The sequence below is a fragment of the Stenotrophomonas sp. STEN029 genome, from assembly GCF_056760015.1.
The window spans coordinates 1-15,232 of record NZ_JBRREC010000062.1 but is presented as its reverse complement, the minus strand read 5'-3'; the positions used below and the strand labels follow the sequence as shown (position 1 = coordinate 15,232).

Annotated in this window: 14 protein-coding genes; 11 read left to right on the top strand and 3 right to left on the bottom strand. The window is 64.2% G+C overall.

Going from position 1 to position 15,232, the window contains the following annotated elements:
* Window positions 1-142: 142 nt before the first annotated feature.
* Entirely contained in the window at window positions 143-2,194 is a 2,052-nt protein-coding gene (locus ACVOLI_RS13790) for an LTA synthase family protein (protein ID WP_481614847.1), read from the top strand.
* 17 nt (window positions 2,195-2,211) lie between these two features.
* On the opposite strand, the gene yczE is transcribed toward ACVOLI_RS13790, so the two are convergent.
* Both yczE and ACVOLI_RS13780 read right to left on the bottom strand, forming a co-directional pair.
* Window positions 2,212-2,826 (bottom strand): membrane protein YczE, encoded by a 615-nt coding sequence (gene yczE, locus ACVOLI_RS13785; protein WP_481614846.1) that lies wholly within the window; start codon window positions 2,824-2,826, stop codon window positions 2,212-2,214.
* Between the two features lie 92 nt (window positions 2,827-2,918).
* Window positions 2,919-3,944, bottom strand: coding sequence for a zinc-binding alcohol dehydrogenase family protein (locus ACVOLI_RS13780; RefSeq protein ID WP_481614845.1), 1,026 nt, complete (start codon window positions 3,942-3,944; stop codon window positions 2,919-2,921).
* A gap of 382 nt (window positions 3,945-4,326) precedes the next feature.
* On the opposite strand from ACVOLI_RS13780, the gene ACVOLI_RS13775 reads away from it, so the two are divergent.
* The 4 genes from ACVOLI_RS13775 to ACVOLI_RS13760 all read left to right on the top strand — a co-directional run bounded on the left by ACVOLI_RS13775 (window position 4,327) and on the right by ACVOLI_RS13760 (window position 7,390).
* Entirely contained in the window at window positions 4,327-5,427 is a 1,101-nt protein-coding gene (locus tag ACVOLI_RS13775) for an OmpA family protein (RefSeq protein WP_481614844.1), read from the top strand.
* 201 nt (window positions 5,428-5,628) lie between these two features.
* A complete protein-coding gene (locus ACVOLI_RS13770) occupies window positions 5,629-6,126 on the top strand; it encodes a hypothetical protein (protein WP_282268659.1) in 498 nt (165 codons plus the stop codon).
* A gap of 26 nt (window positions 6,127-6,152) precedes the next feature.
* The gene (locus ACVOLI_RS13765; protein ID WP_481614843.1) at window positions 6,153-7,013 is read left to right on the top strand and encodes a pseudouridine synthase; all 861 of its coding nucleotides are present in this window, start codon (window positions 6,153-6,155) and stop codon (window positions 7,011-7,013) included.
* 80 nt (window positions 7,014-7,093) lie between these two features.
* On the top strand, window positions 7,094-7,390 hold the full coding sequence (locus tag ACVOLI_RS13760; protein ID WP_481614842.1) for a hypothetical protein: 297 nt from the start codon (window positions 7,094-7,096) through the stop codon (window positions 7,388-7,390).
* Window positions 7,391-7,524: 134 nt separating this feature from the next.
* Here the strand turns inward: ACVOLI_RS13760 and kbl are convergent, their stop codons facing one another.
* Entirely contained in the window at window positions 7,525-8,739 is a 1,215-nt protein-coding gene (gene kbl / locus ACVOLI_RS13755) for a glycine C-acetyltransferase (RefSeq protein WP_481614841.1), read from the bottom strand.
* A gap of 161 nt (window positions 8,740-8,900) precedes the next feature.
* On the opposite strand from kbl, the gene ACVOLI_RS13750 reads away from it, so the two are divergent.
* From ACVOLI_RS13750 to ACVOLI_RS13725, 6 genes are all read left to right on the top strand, one after another.
* A complete protein-coding gene (locus tag ACVOLI_RS13750) occupies window positions 8,901-10,328 on the top strand; it encodes an OprO/OprP family phosphate-selective porin (protein ID WP_481614840.1) in 1,428 nt (475 codons plus the stop codon).
* Between the two features lie 12 nt (window positions 10,329-10,340).
* Window positions 10,341-11,363, top strand: a complete 1,023-nt coding sequence (locus tag ACVOLI_RS13745) for a sulfate ABC transporter substrate-binding protein (RefSeq protein ID WP_282272371.1) — start codon at window positions 10,341-10,343, stop codon at window positions 11,361-11,363.
* 24 nt (window positions 11,364-11,387) lie between these two features.
* Window positions 11,388-12,224, top strand: coding sequence for a sulfate ABC transporter permease subunit CysT (gene cysT / locus ACVOLI_RS13740; RefSeq protein WP_481614859.1), 837 nt, complete (start codon window positions 11,388-11,390; stop codon window positions 12,222-12,224).
* Entirely contained in the window at window positions 12,221-13,162 is a 942-nt protein-coding gene (cysW, locus tag ACVOLI_RS13735; protein WP_481614839.1) for a sulfate ABC transporter permease subunit CysW, read from the top strand. The genes cysT and cysW overlap by 4 nt, the downstream gene beginning before the upstream one ends.
* Window positions 13,163-13,169: 7 nt before the next feature.
* Window positions 13,170-14,213: a sulfate/molybdate ABC transporter ATP-binding protein gene (locus ACVOLI_RS13730; protein WP_481614838.1), complete on the top strand. Its 1,044-nt coding sequence runs from the start codon at window positions 13,170-13,172 to the stop codon at window positions 14,211-14,213.
* A gap of 120 nt (window positions 14,214-14,333) precedes the next feature.
* Window positions 14,334-15,083, top strand: a complete 750-nt coding sequence (locus ACVOLI_RS13725) for a TorF family putative porin (RefSeq protein ID WP_481614837.1) — start codon at window positions 14,334-14,336, stop codon at window positions 15,081-15,083.
* The last annotated feature ends 149 nt before the right edge of the window (window positions 15,084-15,232 follow it).

Below are 15,232 nucleotides of genomic sequence, written 5' to 3'. Positions count from 1 at the left end.
TGGAATAGCCCATTCTGACTGGCAATCGGTCTGGCCTCAATCCTTGATCCGGCTGATCGGGGTCGATCTATCCCAAAAGGGTTACAGCCTCATTACAATGCGCCGCCCCGCCCAGCAACGGACTGACTGTCGTGGACGTTCCATGCCTGTAATGCCTTCAAGTGTTGTTCCCGCAAAACGCGGCACCCGCCTGTTTCCCCAGCTCTGGATGCTGCTCGCGGGCATGGTGCTGCTTGGTGGCCTGGCTCGCCTGTTCATGTGGTGGGATTACGCCGGCAGTGAGCGCAGCCTCGCGCTGCTGTGGCCGGCGATGCTGCAGGGGATGCGCTATGACCTGGTGGCCGGTGCGATATCCGCTGGCCTGGTCGGCTTGCTGACGCTCCCGGTGTGGCTGGCGGGACGGCGAGAGACGGCGGTACGGCTGGCTCAGCATCTGTTGCTGGCACTGTTGCTGGCGTTCGCGCTGCTGTCGCTGTGCGAGCACTTCTATTACGCGTTCTATAAGACGCGCTTCGATCCCATCGTATTTGGCATGTTCGAGGACGACACCGGGGCGATCCTGGAGACCGTCTGGGATGACTATCCGGTAGTCCGGGGCGTTGTGGGCCTGTTGCTGGCAGGGGGCGTGTTGCATTGGAGCATTCCGCGCACCGGTGACTGGCTGGCCCTGCGCTGGCCGCGCGGCTCGGCCGCATGGTCGCGCACGCTGTTGCTGGTACTGCAATGCGTGCTGCTGGTACTGCTGGCGCGCGGAAGTGTTGGCAGCTTCCCGCTGATTAGGCGTGATGTGACCGTGTCGGCCGATCCCTTCGTCAATGCCATGGTACTGAACGCGCCACTGGCGCTTTACCGCGCAGCCCGCACGCGCGCCAAGGAGACCGACATCAGCGACGATCCGCTGGTAGGGGTGCAGGGGCTTGGTTTTGCGGATATCGAAGAGGCCGCCAAACTCGCCGGTCTGCCTTCTGCGGATCCGCAGGTGCTGCAGGAGGCGCTGTTCCCGGTCGCCCCCGGCCAGCCACGCAGCCTGGCGCAGTCACCACATGTGGTGCTGGGTCTGCTGGAGTCCTTCGGCCAGGACCTGCTCTATACCGATGGCCCGCACAACGACATGCTCGGTCGCCTGCGCGCCGAATTGCCTACCGGGCACCGCTTCGACAACTTCATCGCCTCCCAGAACGGCACCCACCCGACACTGGAGAACCTGATCCTTGGAACGCCGATCACGCCGCTGACCTTGGGCCGGAATGCGCGGCTGGCGTTTGATACGTCTGCTGCGCTGCCATTCCAGCGCGCGGGCTATCGCACCGTGTTCATTTATGGCGGCGGCAGCGATTGGCGCGAGATTGGCACCGCGCTTCCGAATCAAGGGTTTGATCGGGTGTATGACGCGCGCGATATCAAACAGCGTTTCGCCCAGGCCACCGGGACCGAATGGGGTTTGTATGACAGCTGGCTGTTCCGCTTCGCGCAGACCGTGTTGAGCGAGGCCGATGCCCGTGGTGAGCGGGTGTTCATGGTGTTGCTGACCACCAGCAACCACCCACCGCATCTGTTGGATACGCCACGTCGGCAGTACCCGCTGGATCCGGCCGCCTTGGGTCCTCGCGCGCTGGCTGATAGCGGCGAGCTGCGGCGGATTTTGGCTACCTATCAATACCAGGCCGATGAGCTGGGCGGTTTCCTGCAGCAGCTGCGCGAGCAGCCGTTGGGCGAGCGAACCCTGGTGGCGATGGCTGGCGACCACAACCTGCGCTCGCATTACCGCTACGACCTGCCTGCCGAGCAGGTGGACGTGGATCGCGTATTCGCCTGGTTGCGGGTTCCGCCGGCATTCGCGCCGGCCGACAGCGCGCCCGATACCAGCGCTTTTGCCGGCCATGGGGATCTCCTGCCGACCCTGGTGGAACTGGCGTTGCCGGGCCAGCGCTACTTCGCCACCGGCCGCAATCTCTGGCAGCCCGCGCCCAATGGCGGGGAGGCCTTGGCACAGTTCAACCGGATGTACACCCCGACCGGTTTGTTGCTCCCCCTGGAAAAGCCGCGCCTGCATCGCTGGCTCGATTCCCGTCATGTGCAGGTGCAGGGCGAAGCGCCGGATGCGGTCAGCGCGGCGCGGACAAGGCAGGCTGCGGCGTGGGTGGCGTTGCGCGACTGGCATATCCGCCAGCAGGTAGTGCGCAGTCGTCGCTGACCGCGCTGCAGCCATGATCAAGCAGCCGGTGAGGCTGCTGGCCGTTGTTGGCGGTCAAACAAGGGCAGGGTGATGCCGCAGAGCGGCCCGATCAGCAGGGCGAACGCCAGCGTGCCCCAACCGACATTGCCACCCAACCACCACCCTATCGCCAGCGCGCTGGCTTCAATCAGGGTGCGTACTTTCCAGATCGCCCAGCCGGTACGCGCATGCAGGCCGGTCATCAAGCCATCGCGCGGGCCGGGCCCGAAGCGCGCACCTATATAGAGCCCGGTGGCCACCGCCAGCAGGACCAGACCGGCGGCGAACAGCAGCAGTTGCCACAGCAGGCCCTGCGCGGCCGGCAGCAGATCCAGGCCCAGCTGGGCGCTGGGGCCGATCAACAGCACATTGAGCACCGTGCCCAGCCCGGGTCTCTGCCGCAGCGGCAGCCACATCAGCAGCACGCAGGCACCAACCAGGTTGGTGACCAGGCCGAAGCCCAATCCACTGCGCAGTGAGATCCCTTGGCTCAGTACATCCCAGGGGGCGATGCCGATACCGGCACGTATCATCAAGGAAGAGGCAATACCAAACAGGAACAGGCCCAGCAGCAACTGCAGCAGGCGCGACACAAGCATCAGGGAAGGCATTGTCGGGAGATCAACGTGCTGCCTGCAGCGCAGGCGTATGGGTGGAGGTGTTGCGCCACCAGTGGGTGGCGCAACGTGCTGTGGCGTGCGGCTCAGTCCCAGCCTTCCAGCGCCAGCTTGCCGATGGTGCTGCCGGCCTCCAGCTGGCGATGCGCCTGGCGCAGGTGCTCGGCGTTGATGGTGCCCAGCCGCTCACTGAGCGTGGTGCGCAGTTCGCCTGCATCGATCAGGCTGGCCGCGCGGGTCAGGATGCGGTGTTGCTCGATCATGTCGGCGGTGCGGAAGCGGGCGCGGGCAAACATGAACTCCCAGTGGATGCCGATGCATTTCGCTTTATAGGGATCGCCGATGCGCAGCTCACCGGCAGGCTCGACGATCAACCCGACATGGCCTTGTGGCGCCAGCAGTTCACCCAGCTGTTGCCAGTACAGGTCGGTGTTGGCCAGATTGAGTGCCGCCTCGACGCTGTTGATGCCCAGCGCCTGCAGCTGTGGTGCCAACGGCTGGCGGTGGTCAATGACGTGCGCTGCGCCCATCTGCTCGCACCATTGCACGCTTTGCGGGCGCGAAGCGGTGGCCACCACGGTGAAGCCGGCGTGGCGACCAAGCTGGATTGCCATCGAACCAACGCCGCCGGCGCCGCCGATCACCAACAAGGTCTTGCCGGTATTGCGACGCCCGTCCAGTTGGAAGGGCATGCGCTGGAACAACAGTTCCCAGGCAGTAAGGGTGGTCAGTGGCAATGCCGCGGCTTCGGCGAAATCCAGCGTGGTCGGCTTGCGCCCCACCAGGCGCTCGTCCACCAACTGCAGCTGTGCGTTGCAGCCCGGGCGGGTGACGTCGCCGGCGTAGTAGACCTCATCGCCGATTTCGAACGCGGTGACCTCGGGGCCTACCGCGACCACCGTGCCTGCGGCATCAAAGCCGAGCACCCGTGGTGGGTTTTCCTCGCCCGGCTTGGCGCCGCGCAGTTTGGTGTCCACCGGATTAACCGAAACAGCTTGAACCTGAACAAGGAGGTCCTGGCCTTGCGGGTCCGCCGGGACCGGTAAAGTCAGATCCAGCAGCGCATCCGGTTCATTGATGGGGAGATAGCGGGTCAGGCCGATTGCTTTCATGCGGAAAAGTTCCGTAGCGGGGGAGCAAAATCATCATACCGAGCAAACGATTCAGCTGGCGGTAACCGGCGGCGCAAGCCCTGTTAATAAAGGGTTTGTCACATGAAATCAGCTGCGCCGCAGCATTTCCCCCGGAAGCCTTGCGATAGCTGACTCTTGCGTCCGTTGACCAAGCTGTATACGTTGCGCCAAGCCGGACACGTAGGGGTCTGGTGGTCGCTGCATTTGTTACGAGCCTGTTAACATCGCCTTCACGGCCAAGCGCATAATGTGCACCGCGATGGCGTGAGGAAACGGCCGTCTCTGAACGCGACGAAGAATATCGCTGTGCTGGACCATGCCTCTACCGGTTTCATACCCCCGAAACAAGGAGCTGTATTTCATGAACAAGAAGATCCTTACTGCCGCGCTGCTCGGTGGTCTGGCTTTTGCCCAGGCCGCTTCGGCTCAGGAATTTGACGACCGCTGGTACCTGACCGGTTCGGCCGGCTTCAACTTCCAGGACGGCGATCGTGGCACCAACGACGCCCCGTTTGCCACGCTGGGTCTGGGCAAGTTCATCAGCCCGAACTGGTCGCTGGACGGTGAGCTGAACTATCAGAACCCGAACTTCGACAACAACCAGGATCAGAACTGGTCGCAGTACGGCGTTTCGCTGGACCTGCGTCGCCACTTCATCCAGGAAGGCCGTGGCTGGAACCCGTACCTGCTGGCAGGTCTGGGCTACCAGAAGGCTGAGGAAGAGTACCTGGCCGGTGCTGAGCTGAAGGATCGCAAGGACGGCAACCTGGCCGCCAAGGTCGGCGTTGGTCTGCAGACCACCTTCGAAAAGCGCGTCGCTGTGCGTGCTGAACTGGCTTACCGCGCTGACTTCGACGACCAGAGCTACGCTCCGGCCGCCGCTGGCAAGGATCAGGATTGGTTCGGCGACGTGCTGGCTTCGGTCGGCGTCGTGATCCCGCTGGGCCCGGCTCCGGTCGCTGCTGTTGCTCCGGCACCGGCTCCGGTTGCTCCGAGCTGCGCAGACCTGGATGACGACGGTGACGGCGTCAACAACTGCGACGACAAGTGCCCGAACTCGCAGCCTGGCCAGACCATCGGTCCGGACGGTTGCCCGGTGCCGGTCTCGATCGACCTGAAGGGTGTCAACTTCGATTTCGACAAGGCCACCCTGCGTCCGGACGCCGTGTCGATCCTGAGCGAAGCCACCGAGATCCTGAAGCGTTACCCGGATCTGCGCGTTGAAGTTGCCGGTCACACCGACTCGAAGGGTACCGACGCTTACAACCAGAAGCTGTCCGAGCGTCGCGCCAAGGCTGTGTACGACTACCTGACCACCAACGGTGTGTCGGCTGCTCGTCTGCAGGGCCCGATCGGCTACGGCGAGAGCCGTCCGATTGCTCCGAACACCAATGCTGATGGTTCGGACAACCCGGAAGGTCGCGCAAAGAACCGTCGTACCGAGCTGAACGTCCAGAACTAATCGGACGCTTCGGTTTCAGTACCACAGTTTGAGAACAAGGCCCGGCATCTGCCGGGCCTTGTTTGTTTCTGCACCGGCGACTTTCCCGGAGCACAATTTGTGTGACGTCGGCGGGTAATCGTGGTTTGCGCGCACATAACGGTTGAAAGCGCTGCGGACGCTGCCTACACTCGCCGCGTTAACTTGCCGAATGGAAATTCAATGCTGCGTATCGCTCTGGCTGGTCTTGTCGCCCTGGCATTTGTGCCTGCCGCCCATGCAGCCGTGGATTGCTCGGCCAGTTCCGTGACGCCGGCGCCGCTGGCCACCTCGTTGATCGCACCTGTGGCGTCGGAGCTGTATGTGCGTCCGGGCCAGCTGGGTATGCCGTCGGGTGTATTGAGCTCGGCCGGTGGTGATGAGCAGTCGCTGGACCGCGTGTTGATGCGCCTGCGGGTCGAGAGCTGCAACAACGTCGCCAACGCCATTCCGGCGCGTCCGGCAATCAACGCCAACGATCCGGCTGCCTACAAGCCGCAGACCGAGTTCGACAACACGCCGTGGCGTTTTGACATGAGCCAGAACGGCAAGCGCATGACCGCCGAAGAATTCGATGCCTGGATGAAGGCGCGCGGTGTGCGCGTGGTCAAGGCACGTCCGGCCGCGACCGATCCGGCTGCAGCACCGGCTGCGGCGCAGCCTGCCGCCGAGGTCAAGTAAGGCGGCAACAGCCGCTCGCAGTCCTGATGTCGCCGTCCAAGCCGCCGTATCCTCCGCACGCCCGCCGCGCAACGCCCGGCGGGCGTTTGCTTTCGCGTGCGCCCAGCAATGCAGCCCGCGCTGGCAAGGCCGCCCCTGCCGGGGTTCGGCATGGTCTGGCGCGGGTGCTGTCCAAGGCCGGCGTGTGTTCGCGCACCGAAGCTGCGCGACGGGTGCTTGATGGTCGCGTCAGTGTGGATGGCAAGGTGGTGCGTGACCCCGAGTTCCCGGTGATTGCTGGTCGCCAGCAGGTGTTGCTGGATGGCTTGCCGCTGGCAGCACCGCGACGCCTCTACCTGGCCTTGAACAAGCCGCGTGGCCTGGTCACCACGGTGCAGGACGAGCAGGGCCGCGACACTGTTTATCAGTGCTTTGAAGGCGCCAGCCTGCCGTGGATGGCACCGGTAGGGCGCCTGGACAAGGCCAGTGAAGGCCTGCTGTTCTTCAGCAATGATCCGGAGTGGGCGGCGCGTCTTACCGAGCCCAGTACCGGCCCATTGAAAACCTACCGGGTACAGGTGGATGCTGTGCCCGATGCGGCCGTGCTCGAGCGCATGCAGGCGGGTATCGACGACGAGGGCGAACGCCTGGCGGCGCATTCGGTACAGCTGCTGCGGCATGGCGAACGCACCGCGTGGTTGGAGGTGGTGCTGGATGAAGGCCGCAATCGCCACATCCGGCGCCTGCTCAAGGCGTTGGGGCTGGAAGTACTGCGCTTGATGCGGGTGGCGATAGGGCCCGTGCAGCTGGGCGAGCTGGGCAAGGGCCAATGGCGGGAGTTGAGCCAGGCAGAGCTGAATGCGCTGCAGGCTGCCAGCAAAACCGCACATGTCAGTGTGAGTGACTAAGTTCAATAAATTCAGATAAATAGCTGCACTTGGTGAGATGGTGGATTAGACTGCGACTCTAATTACTTGAGGTTATTGCCATGCAAGCTCTTTCCCGCGTCTCTGGCATCGTTCTCGTGGCGGCTTCGGTTGCGGTGTTGGGCGGTTGCGCTTCGTCGGCCAAGAAGACCGCGAAGAACGACGACAAGCCGATCGAAGTGCGGGTGGAAGCACCGCTGGCCGAGAAGGATTCGCTGGGCAACTACCGTTTCATGATGCAGCAGGGCGAGCAGAAGATGAGCGCCGATCAGTTCGATGCCTGGATGAAGGCCAATGGCATCCGCGTCGCCAAGGGCGCCGCCGTGCCGGCACCTGCCGCGCCTGCCAAGCAGAACTGACGGTAGTGCCAAGCCATGCTCGGCAAGGGGCTTTACCGGTAAGGCTTCTGCCGAGCATGGCTCGGCACTACAGGGCAGAACAAAACAGGCGCCTTTCGGCGCCTGTTTTGTTTTCAAGCCAAGGGCAACAGCACTCAGCCCTTGATCACGCCCAGCTCCAGGCCAATCCGGGTGAAGGCATCGATCGCGCGGTCCAGGTGTGCGCGGCTGTGCGCGGCGCTGATCTGGGTGCGGATGCGGGCCTGACCCTTCGGCACCACCGGGAAGAAGAAGCCGATCGCATAGATGCCTTCTTCCAGCAGGCGCTGGGCGAATTTCTGCGCCAGCGGTGCGTCGTACAGCATCACCGGGCTGATCGGGTGCACGCCGGGCTTCACGTCGAAACCAGCGGCGGTCATCTTCTCGCGGAAGTAGGCGGTGTTCTCGCGCAGCGTTTCACGCAGGTCATCGGCGGCGGCCAGCATCTCGAACGCCTTGATGCCAGCGGCAACCACGTGCGGCGGCAACGAGTTGGAGAACAGGTAGGGACGCGAACGCTGGCGCAGCAGTTCAATGACCTCGGCGCTGGCGCAGGTGAAGCCGCCCAGCGCACCACCCATGGCCTTGCCGAGGGTGCCGGTGATGATGTCGATCTTCTCCAGTACGCCCTTTACTTCGGCCGAGCCGCGGCCGGTGGCACCGAGGAAGCCGGTGGCGTGGCATTCGTCGATATGCACCAGCGCGCCGTACTTCTTCGCCAGCGCGGTGATTTCATCGAGCGGGGCGATGAAGCCGTCCATCGAGAACACGCCGTCGGTGGTGATCAGCTTGGTCTTGCAGCCGGCGGCATCGGCGGCCTGCAACTGCGCTTCCAGATCGGCCATGTCGCAGTTGGCGTAGCGGAAACGCTTGGCCTTGCACAGGCGCACGCCATCGATGATGGAGGCGTGGTTCAGTGCGTCGGAAATGATCGCGTCGTTCTCGCCCAGCAGCGGCTCGAACAGGCCGCCATTGGCGTCGAAGCAGGCGGCGTAGAGGATGGTGTCGTCCTTGCCGAAGAACCCGGCAATCTGCTTTTCCAGCTGCTTGTGCAGGTCCTGCGTGCCGCAGATGAAGCGCACCGAGGCCATGCCGAAGCCATGCGTGTCCAGCGCGTCCTTGGCGGCCTGGATCAGCTCCGGGTGGTCGGCCAGGCCCAGGTAGTTGTTGGCGCAGAAATTCAGCACCGTGCGGCCGTCGTCGAGGGTGATCTCGGCCGACTGCGGGCTGGTGATGATGCGTTCGGACTTGAACAGCCCCTGCGCGCGGATGGCGTCCAGTTCCTCGGCGTAGTGCCGGGTCAGCGGGGAGATGTTCGCGGTTTCGGTCATGGCGGGGTCTTGCGGTCAAGTGGAACGCCAATTTTAGCCTTCCCCGTGTCCCGGCGTTGTCGTCATGCGCAAAGGCTATAAGCGCGGCGGCCTAAGTCATTTCTCGGTAACGGGTGTGCACCCGCAGCATCGTCGGCACACCCACCCACCAGGAGCTGCCGATGACCGCCATACGCCCCCCATTCACCCTGCCGACCAGGAAGCTGTTGTCCCTCAGCCTAGCCCTGGCGGCGTGTGGGGCGGGGTCATCGGCGCAGGCGCAGCAACTCACCGTCGAGCAGTTGCAGGAGCGCCTGCAGCGTCTGGAGCGGCTGGCTGGCGTCAGTGATGGGGCAGGCGAAGGCGTAGGCCTGGCCGATCTGGACCAGCGCCTGCGCATCCTTGAACGCCGCCTTGAGCTGGCGGAAGAAGAACGCGTTGCCGCCGCCAAGAGCGCACCGAAGATCGCCATCGACCAGAAGGGCGCTTCGTTCAAATCCGGCGACGGCAACTACGAGTTGAAACTACGCGGCCTGCTGCAAGGCGATGCCCGCGTGTTCCTGGGCGGCGATGCGAACCAGAACGACACCTTCCTGCTGCGCACCGCCCGGCCCACCCTGGAAGGCTCGTTGGGCAAGCTGGTGGCGTACCGTTTCACCCCGGAGTTTGCCGGTGACAGCGCCAGCATCGTCGATGCCTATGCCGATCTGCGTTTCGATCCTGCGTACACGCTGCGGGTCGGCAAGTTCACCTCGCCGGTCGGTCTGGAACGCCTGCAGTCATCCTCGGCACTGGTCGATGTGGAGCGCGCGCTGGCCAGCGAACTGGCGCCGAACCGCGACCTCGGCGTGCAGCTGCAGGGCGAAGTGGCCAAGGGCAAGTTCAGCTATGCGCTGGGTGTGTTCAACGGCACCGTCGATGGTCGCGATGCGGTCACCAGCAATCCGGATGACGACTTCGAATATGCAGGACGCGTGTTCTTCGAGCCGCTCAAAGGCAGTGACAGCGCATGGGCAGGTCTGGGCTTCGGCCTGGGCGCAAGCACGGGCGAAAAGCATGGCAGCGGCAACAACTTCCTGCCGCGTTACCGCACGCCTGGCCAGGCCACGTTCTTTGCTTACCGCAGTGCCGTGGTTGCCGATGGCGAGCACCGCCGCTGGTCGCCGCAGGGTTGGTTCTACCGCAATGGACTGGGCCTGCAGGCCGAGTACATCGCTTCGGAACAGGAGGTTGCACGCAATGGCATCCGCAAGCGCTTGGACAACCGCGCCTGGCAGGCCACCGCCAGCTATGTGCTGACCGGTGAGGATGCGAGCTATCGGGGGGTGACGCCTTCGCGCCCGTTTGGGGCTAACGGTGGGCATGGCGCGGTGGAATTGACCGCGCGCTACGGCGAACTGCAGATCGACGATGCCGCCTTCCCGTTCTATGCCGATCCGACGGTGTCGGCTTCACAGGTCCGCTCGTGGACGGTCGGTGCCAACTGGTACCTGACCGCCAACCTCAAGCTGGCGACCAACTATCTGCACAGCAGTTTTGATGCGGCTTCCGCTGGCGCGAAGTTGCCTGATGAAAAAGCTGTTTTCTCGCGCCTGCAAGTTTCCTTCTGACGGAGAGCCCTGATGACGCATTCCCATGTATCCCGCCTTGCCACAGCGGCACTGGCATTCGCCCTGACCTTGAGTGCCGGCGCCGCGTTCGCACGCGATGTGCAATTGCTCAATGTTTCCTATGACCCGACCCGCGAGCTGTACCGCGATTTCAATGCCGCCTTCGCCAAGCACTGGAAGGAAACCAAGGGCGACAACGTCACCATCGAGACCTCGCACGGCGGCTCCGGCAAGCAGGCGCGTACGGTGATCGACGGCATCGAGGCCGACGTGGTCACCCTGGCCCTGGCCTATGACGTGGACGCCATTGCCGACAAGGCCAAGTTGCTGCCGGCAAACTGGGAGACCCGCCTGCCGGAAAACAGCGCGCCGTACACCTCGACGATTGTCTTCCTGGTACGCAAGGGCAATCCCAAGGGCATCCGCGATTGGCCGGACCTGCTGCGCAGCGGTGTATCGGTGGTGACACCCAACCCGAAGACCTCCGGCGGCGCACGCTGGAACTATCTGGCAGCGTGGGCGTACGGCGATCACATCTTCAAGGGGGACCGCGACAAGGTCCTGAACTACATGCGCGCGCTGTTCCGCAATGTGCCGGTGCTGGATACCGGCGCACGTGGCGCCACGACTACTTTTGTCCAGCGCGGCATCGGTGATGTGTTGCTGGCCTGGGAGAACGAAGCCTTCCTTGCCCAGGAAGAGCTGGGCCCGGACAAGTTCGAGATCGTGGTGCCCAAGCTGTCGATCCTGGCCGAACCGTCGGTAGCACTGCTGGATCGCAACGTTGACCGCCATGGCACCCGCGATGTTGCCCAGGCCTATCTGCAATACCTGTACTCGCCGGAGGGCCAGCGCATCGCCGCGCGTCACTACTACCGGCCGCGTTCGCCGCAATACGCAGCACCGGCCGACGTGGCGCGCTTCCCGCAGGTGCAGCTGGTCACCATCCGCAGTGCCTTTGGTTCGTGGGGCAGGGCGCAGGCCGAGCACTTCGCTGATGGCGGTGTCTTCGATCAGATCCAGGCGAGCAAGTAGACCGTGTCAGCAACCGCACAAACACTGCAGCCACGTGTGCGAAGCCAACGCCGGGTACTCCCCGGCTTTGGTCTTGGTATGGGCATCACCTTGTTCTGGTTGGGGCTGATCGTCCTGATCCCGTTGCTCGGCGTGTTCCTGAAAGCAGCAGGGCTGGGCCCGGGCGGCATCTGGCAGATATGGACCGAGCCGCGCGTGCTGGCCGCATTGCGGCTGAGCTTCGGCACCGCATTTGCCGCAGCTGCATTCAACACGCTGATGGGCACGTGGGTGGCGTGGGTATTCGTGCGCTACAACTTCCCCGGCCGGCGCTTGTTCGACGCGATGATCGATCTGCCGTTTGCCTTGCCGACCGCCGTGGCCGGCATCGCCTTGACCGCGCTGTATGGCGGCCAGGGCTGGATCGGGCAGTGGCTGGAGTCGTTGGGCGTCAAGGTGGCGTACACGCCGCTCGGCATCGTGGTGGCCTTGGTGTTTGTCGGCCTGCCATTCGTGGTGCGCATCGTGCAGCCGGTATTGGCCGAGGCCGAGCGCGAGTTCGAGGAGGCCTCGGCAACGCTCGGCGCCACACGTTTCCAGACCATCGTGCGGGTAGTGTTGCCGAGCCTGTGGCCGGCAATGCTGACCGGCTTTGCGCTGGCCTTTGCGCGTGGCGTGGGTGAGTACGGCTCGGTGATCTTCATCGCCGGCAACATGCCCAGCGTCACCGAGATCGCGCCGCTGCTGATCACCATTCGACTGGAGGAGTTCGACTACGCCGGTGCCACCGCGATTGCCGGGGCGATGCTGCTACTGTCGTTCGTGCTGCTGCTGCTGGTCAACACGCTGCAGGCGCGCTTGCAGCGCAGGGGGGCACGATGAACGAGCTGGTGTCGGAGTTGCCGGTGGAAATCGAACGTAGTGCGCGTGTGGCCAGGCCGCAGCAGGTGACCAGCGAGCCGCGCTGGGTGCAGGTGCTGTTGATCCTGGGCGCGCTGGGGTTTCTGCTGTCGTTCCTGCTGCTGCCGCTGGTGCTGGTGTTCGTCGAGGCGTTGCGAGGTGGTGCGCTGGCGTTCTGGAATGCGATCAGCGATCCGGATGCCTTGTCGGCAATACGCCTGACGCTCCTGGTCACGGCGATCGTCGTGCCCTTGAACCTGGTCTTCGGCGTCGCTGCGGCCTGGGTGGTGAGCAAGCACAGTTTCCCGGGCAAGCGCTGGTTGGTGACGCTGATCGATCTGCCGTTCTCGGTATCACCGGTGGTGGCCGGTCTGGTCTTCATCTTGCTGTTCGGCCGCGATGGTTGGTTCTGGCCGATGATCGAGGACGGACTGCGCCTGCACCTGCCGGTGCTCGGCGAAACCTTGTTGCAGCTGCCACGCATCGTGTTCGCGATACCCGGCATCGTGCTGGCCACGGTGTTTGTCACCTTTCCCTTCATTGCCCGCGAGCTGATGCCCTTGATGGAGCAGCAGGGCAGCGACGAAGAACTGGCGGCGCTGACGCTGGGTGCCAATGCCTGGCAGATGTTCTGGAAGGTGACCTTGCCGAACATCCGTTGGGGCCTGCTGTATGGCGTGCTGTTGTGCAGCGCGCGGGCAATGGGCGAGTTCGGCGCGGTGTCGGTGGTGTCCGGGCATATCCGCGGGCGCACCAATACGCTGCCGCTGCACGTGGAGATTCTCTACAACGAATACGCCTACAGCGCCGCCTTTGCCTGTGCCTCGCTGCTGGCCGCCACCGCCTTGCTGACGCTGGTGGTTAAATCTTTCCTGGAGTGGCGCCACGGTCAGTCGCTGGCCGCCGCCCACCGTCATTGAGGTCGCAATGAACATCCGCATACACAACCTGGGCAAGCAGTACGGCACGTTCCCCGCGCTGGACGGGGTGAGCCTGGATATCCGCAGTGGCGAGTTGCTGGCGCTGCTGGGTCCATCGGGTTCGGGCAAGACCACCTTGCTGCGCGCATTAGCCGGACTGGAACATCCCGAACGTGGCGAGATCCTGTTCGATGGTGAGGACGCTACGGGTTTGAGCGTGCAGGCCCGCCGCGCTGGTTTCGTGTTCCAGCACTACGCCTTGTTCAAGCATCTGGACGTGCGCCGCAATATCGCCTTCGGGCTGGAAGTGCGGCGCGGCGCCGAACGTTGGCCGAAGGCGCGCATCGACGCCAAGGTCGATGAGCTGCTGGCGCTGGTACAACTCGATGGACTGGGCGCGCGTTACCCGGCGCAGCTGTCCGGTGGCCAACGCCAGCGCGTGGCGTTGGCGCGCGCGCTGGCGATCGAACCGCGCGTGCTGTTGCTGGATGAACCCTTCGGCGCGTTGGATGCGCAGGTGCGCCGCGACCTGCGCCGTTGGCTGCGCGAGCTGCACGACCGCACCGGGCTGACCACGGTCTTCGTCACCCACGATCAGGAAGAGGCGCTGGAGCTGGCCGATCGGGTTGCCATCCTCAACCGTGGCCGTATCGAGCAGGTGGGCACGCCGGGCGAGGTCTATGACCAGCCGGCGTCGCCCTTCGTCTATGGCTTCGTCGGTGAGGCCAACCGGCTGCCGGCACGCGCGCAGGGGCAGACGCTGGAAGTGGCCGGGGCACAGTGGCCACGCTCGGCCTCGGTGCCGGAAGGCGAGGCGCTGGAGGTGTTCGTCAGGCCTGAAGATCTGGTGGTCGAAGCCGATGGCAATTGGCAGGCCACGGTCGGGCTGGTGCAGCGCAGTGGCCCACGCCAGCGTCTCCGCGCGCGCCTGGCTGGCGCAACTACCGAGCTGGAAGTGGAGTTGCCAGCCGATGCACCGGCTTATGCGGCGGGCCAGTCAATCCGGCTCGGGGCCCGCCGTTACGGGATATTTCCGGCGGATGCGGGCTGAATAGGGAAGCACCGGGCGGTTGGGGTGAAATAGATGTTGCATCGCAATATAATTGCGGTTAAATATTTGTGAATCGGGATGCGGTCGATCCCGGTGCCCCCACTTCCTGGAGAGATCTGCATGATGCACAACAAGCGTCTTGTCGCCGTGGCCTGCGCCGCCCTGTTGTCCGTTCCGTTTGCCGTCAGCGCCCAGGAGAGTGAGGAGTCTTCCTCTCCGTTCAGCGCCAGCTTCGGCGTGACCACCGATTACGTGTTCCGTGGTGTCTCGCAGACCGACAACGAGCCGGCTTTCCAGGCGGGCGCCACCTACACCGCACCGTTCGGCCTGTATGCCACCGTGTGGGGTTCCAACGTCGATTTCGGCGACGGCGGCCCGAATTTCGAAGTCGATTACAACATCGGCTGGAGCAAGGACCTGTCCGACAGCTGGAACCTGGACCTGGGCGTCAACCGCTACACCTACACCAGCGCCTCCAGCGGCTACGGTGACATCGATTACAACGAATACCTGGCCAAGGTGACCTGGACCGGCCCGGTGGTCGTCAGCGGCCTGCTGGGCTACGCCGACGATTACAGCAACAGCGGTGCCGAGCAGATCTATGCCGGCCTGGATGCCAGCTACGAGATCGGCAACGGTTTCTCGGTCGGTGCATCGGCCGGTTACACCACGATCAAGGCCGATAGCAACGAATGGCCGCGCCGTTCGGATTACTTCGATGGCTCGGTGTCGGTGTCCAAGGGCTTCGGCCCGGCAACCGCAACCCTGGGTTATTACGACACCTTTGGTTCGGATGCGTCCGACCTGCGCCGCGGTTCGGATACCTACAAGCCGGGCCTGGTGTTCAGCGTCTCGGTCGACGTGCCCTGATCCAGATGTGATGCAAAAAGAAAAAGGCGCCTTGAAGGCGCCTTTTTTCTGTAGTGGGGGCCCCACGGCGGGCGCCCCCGATAAGACGGGCGCGCCAGCCGCCCCCGGGGGGGGGCGGGCGCCGGGACCGGGGGGGCGGTGCAGCGCCG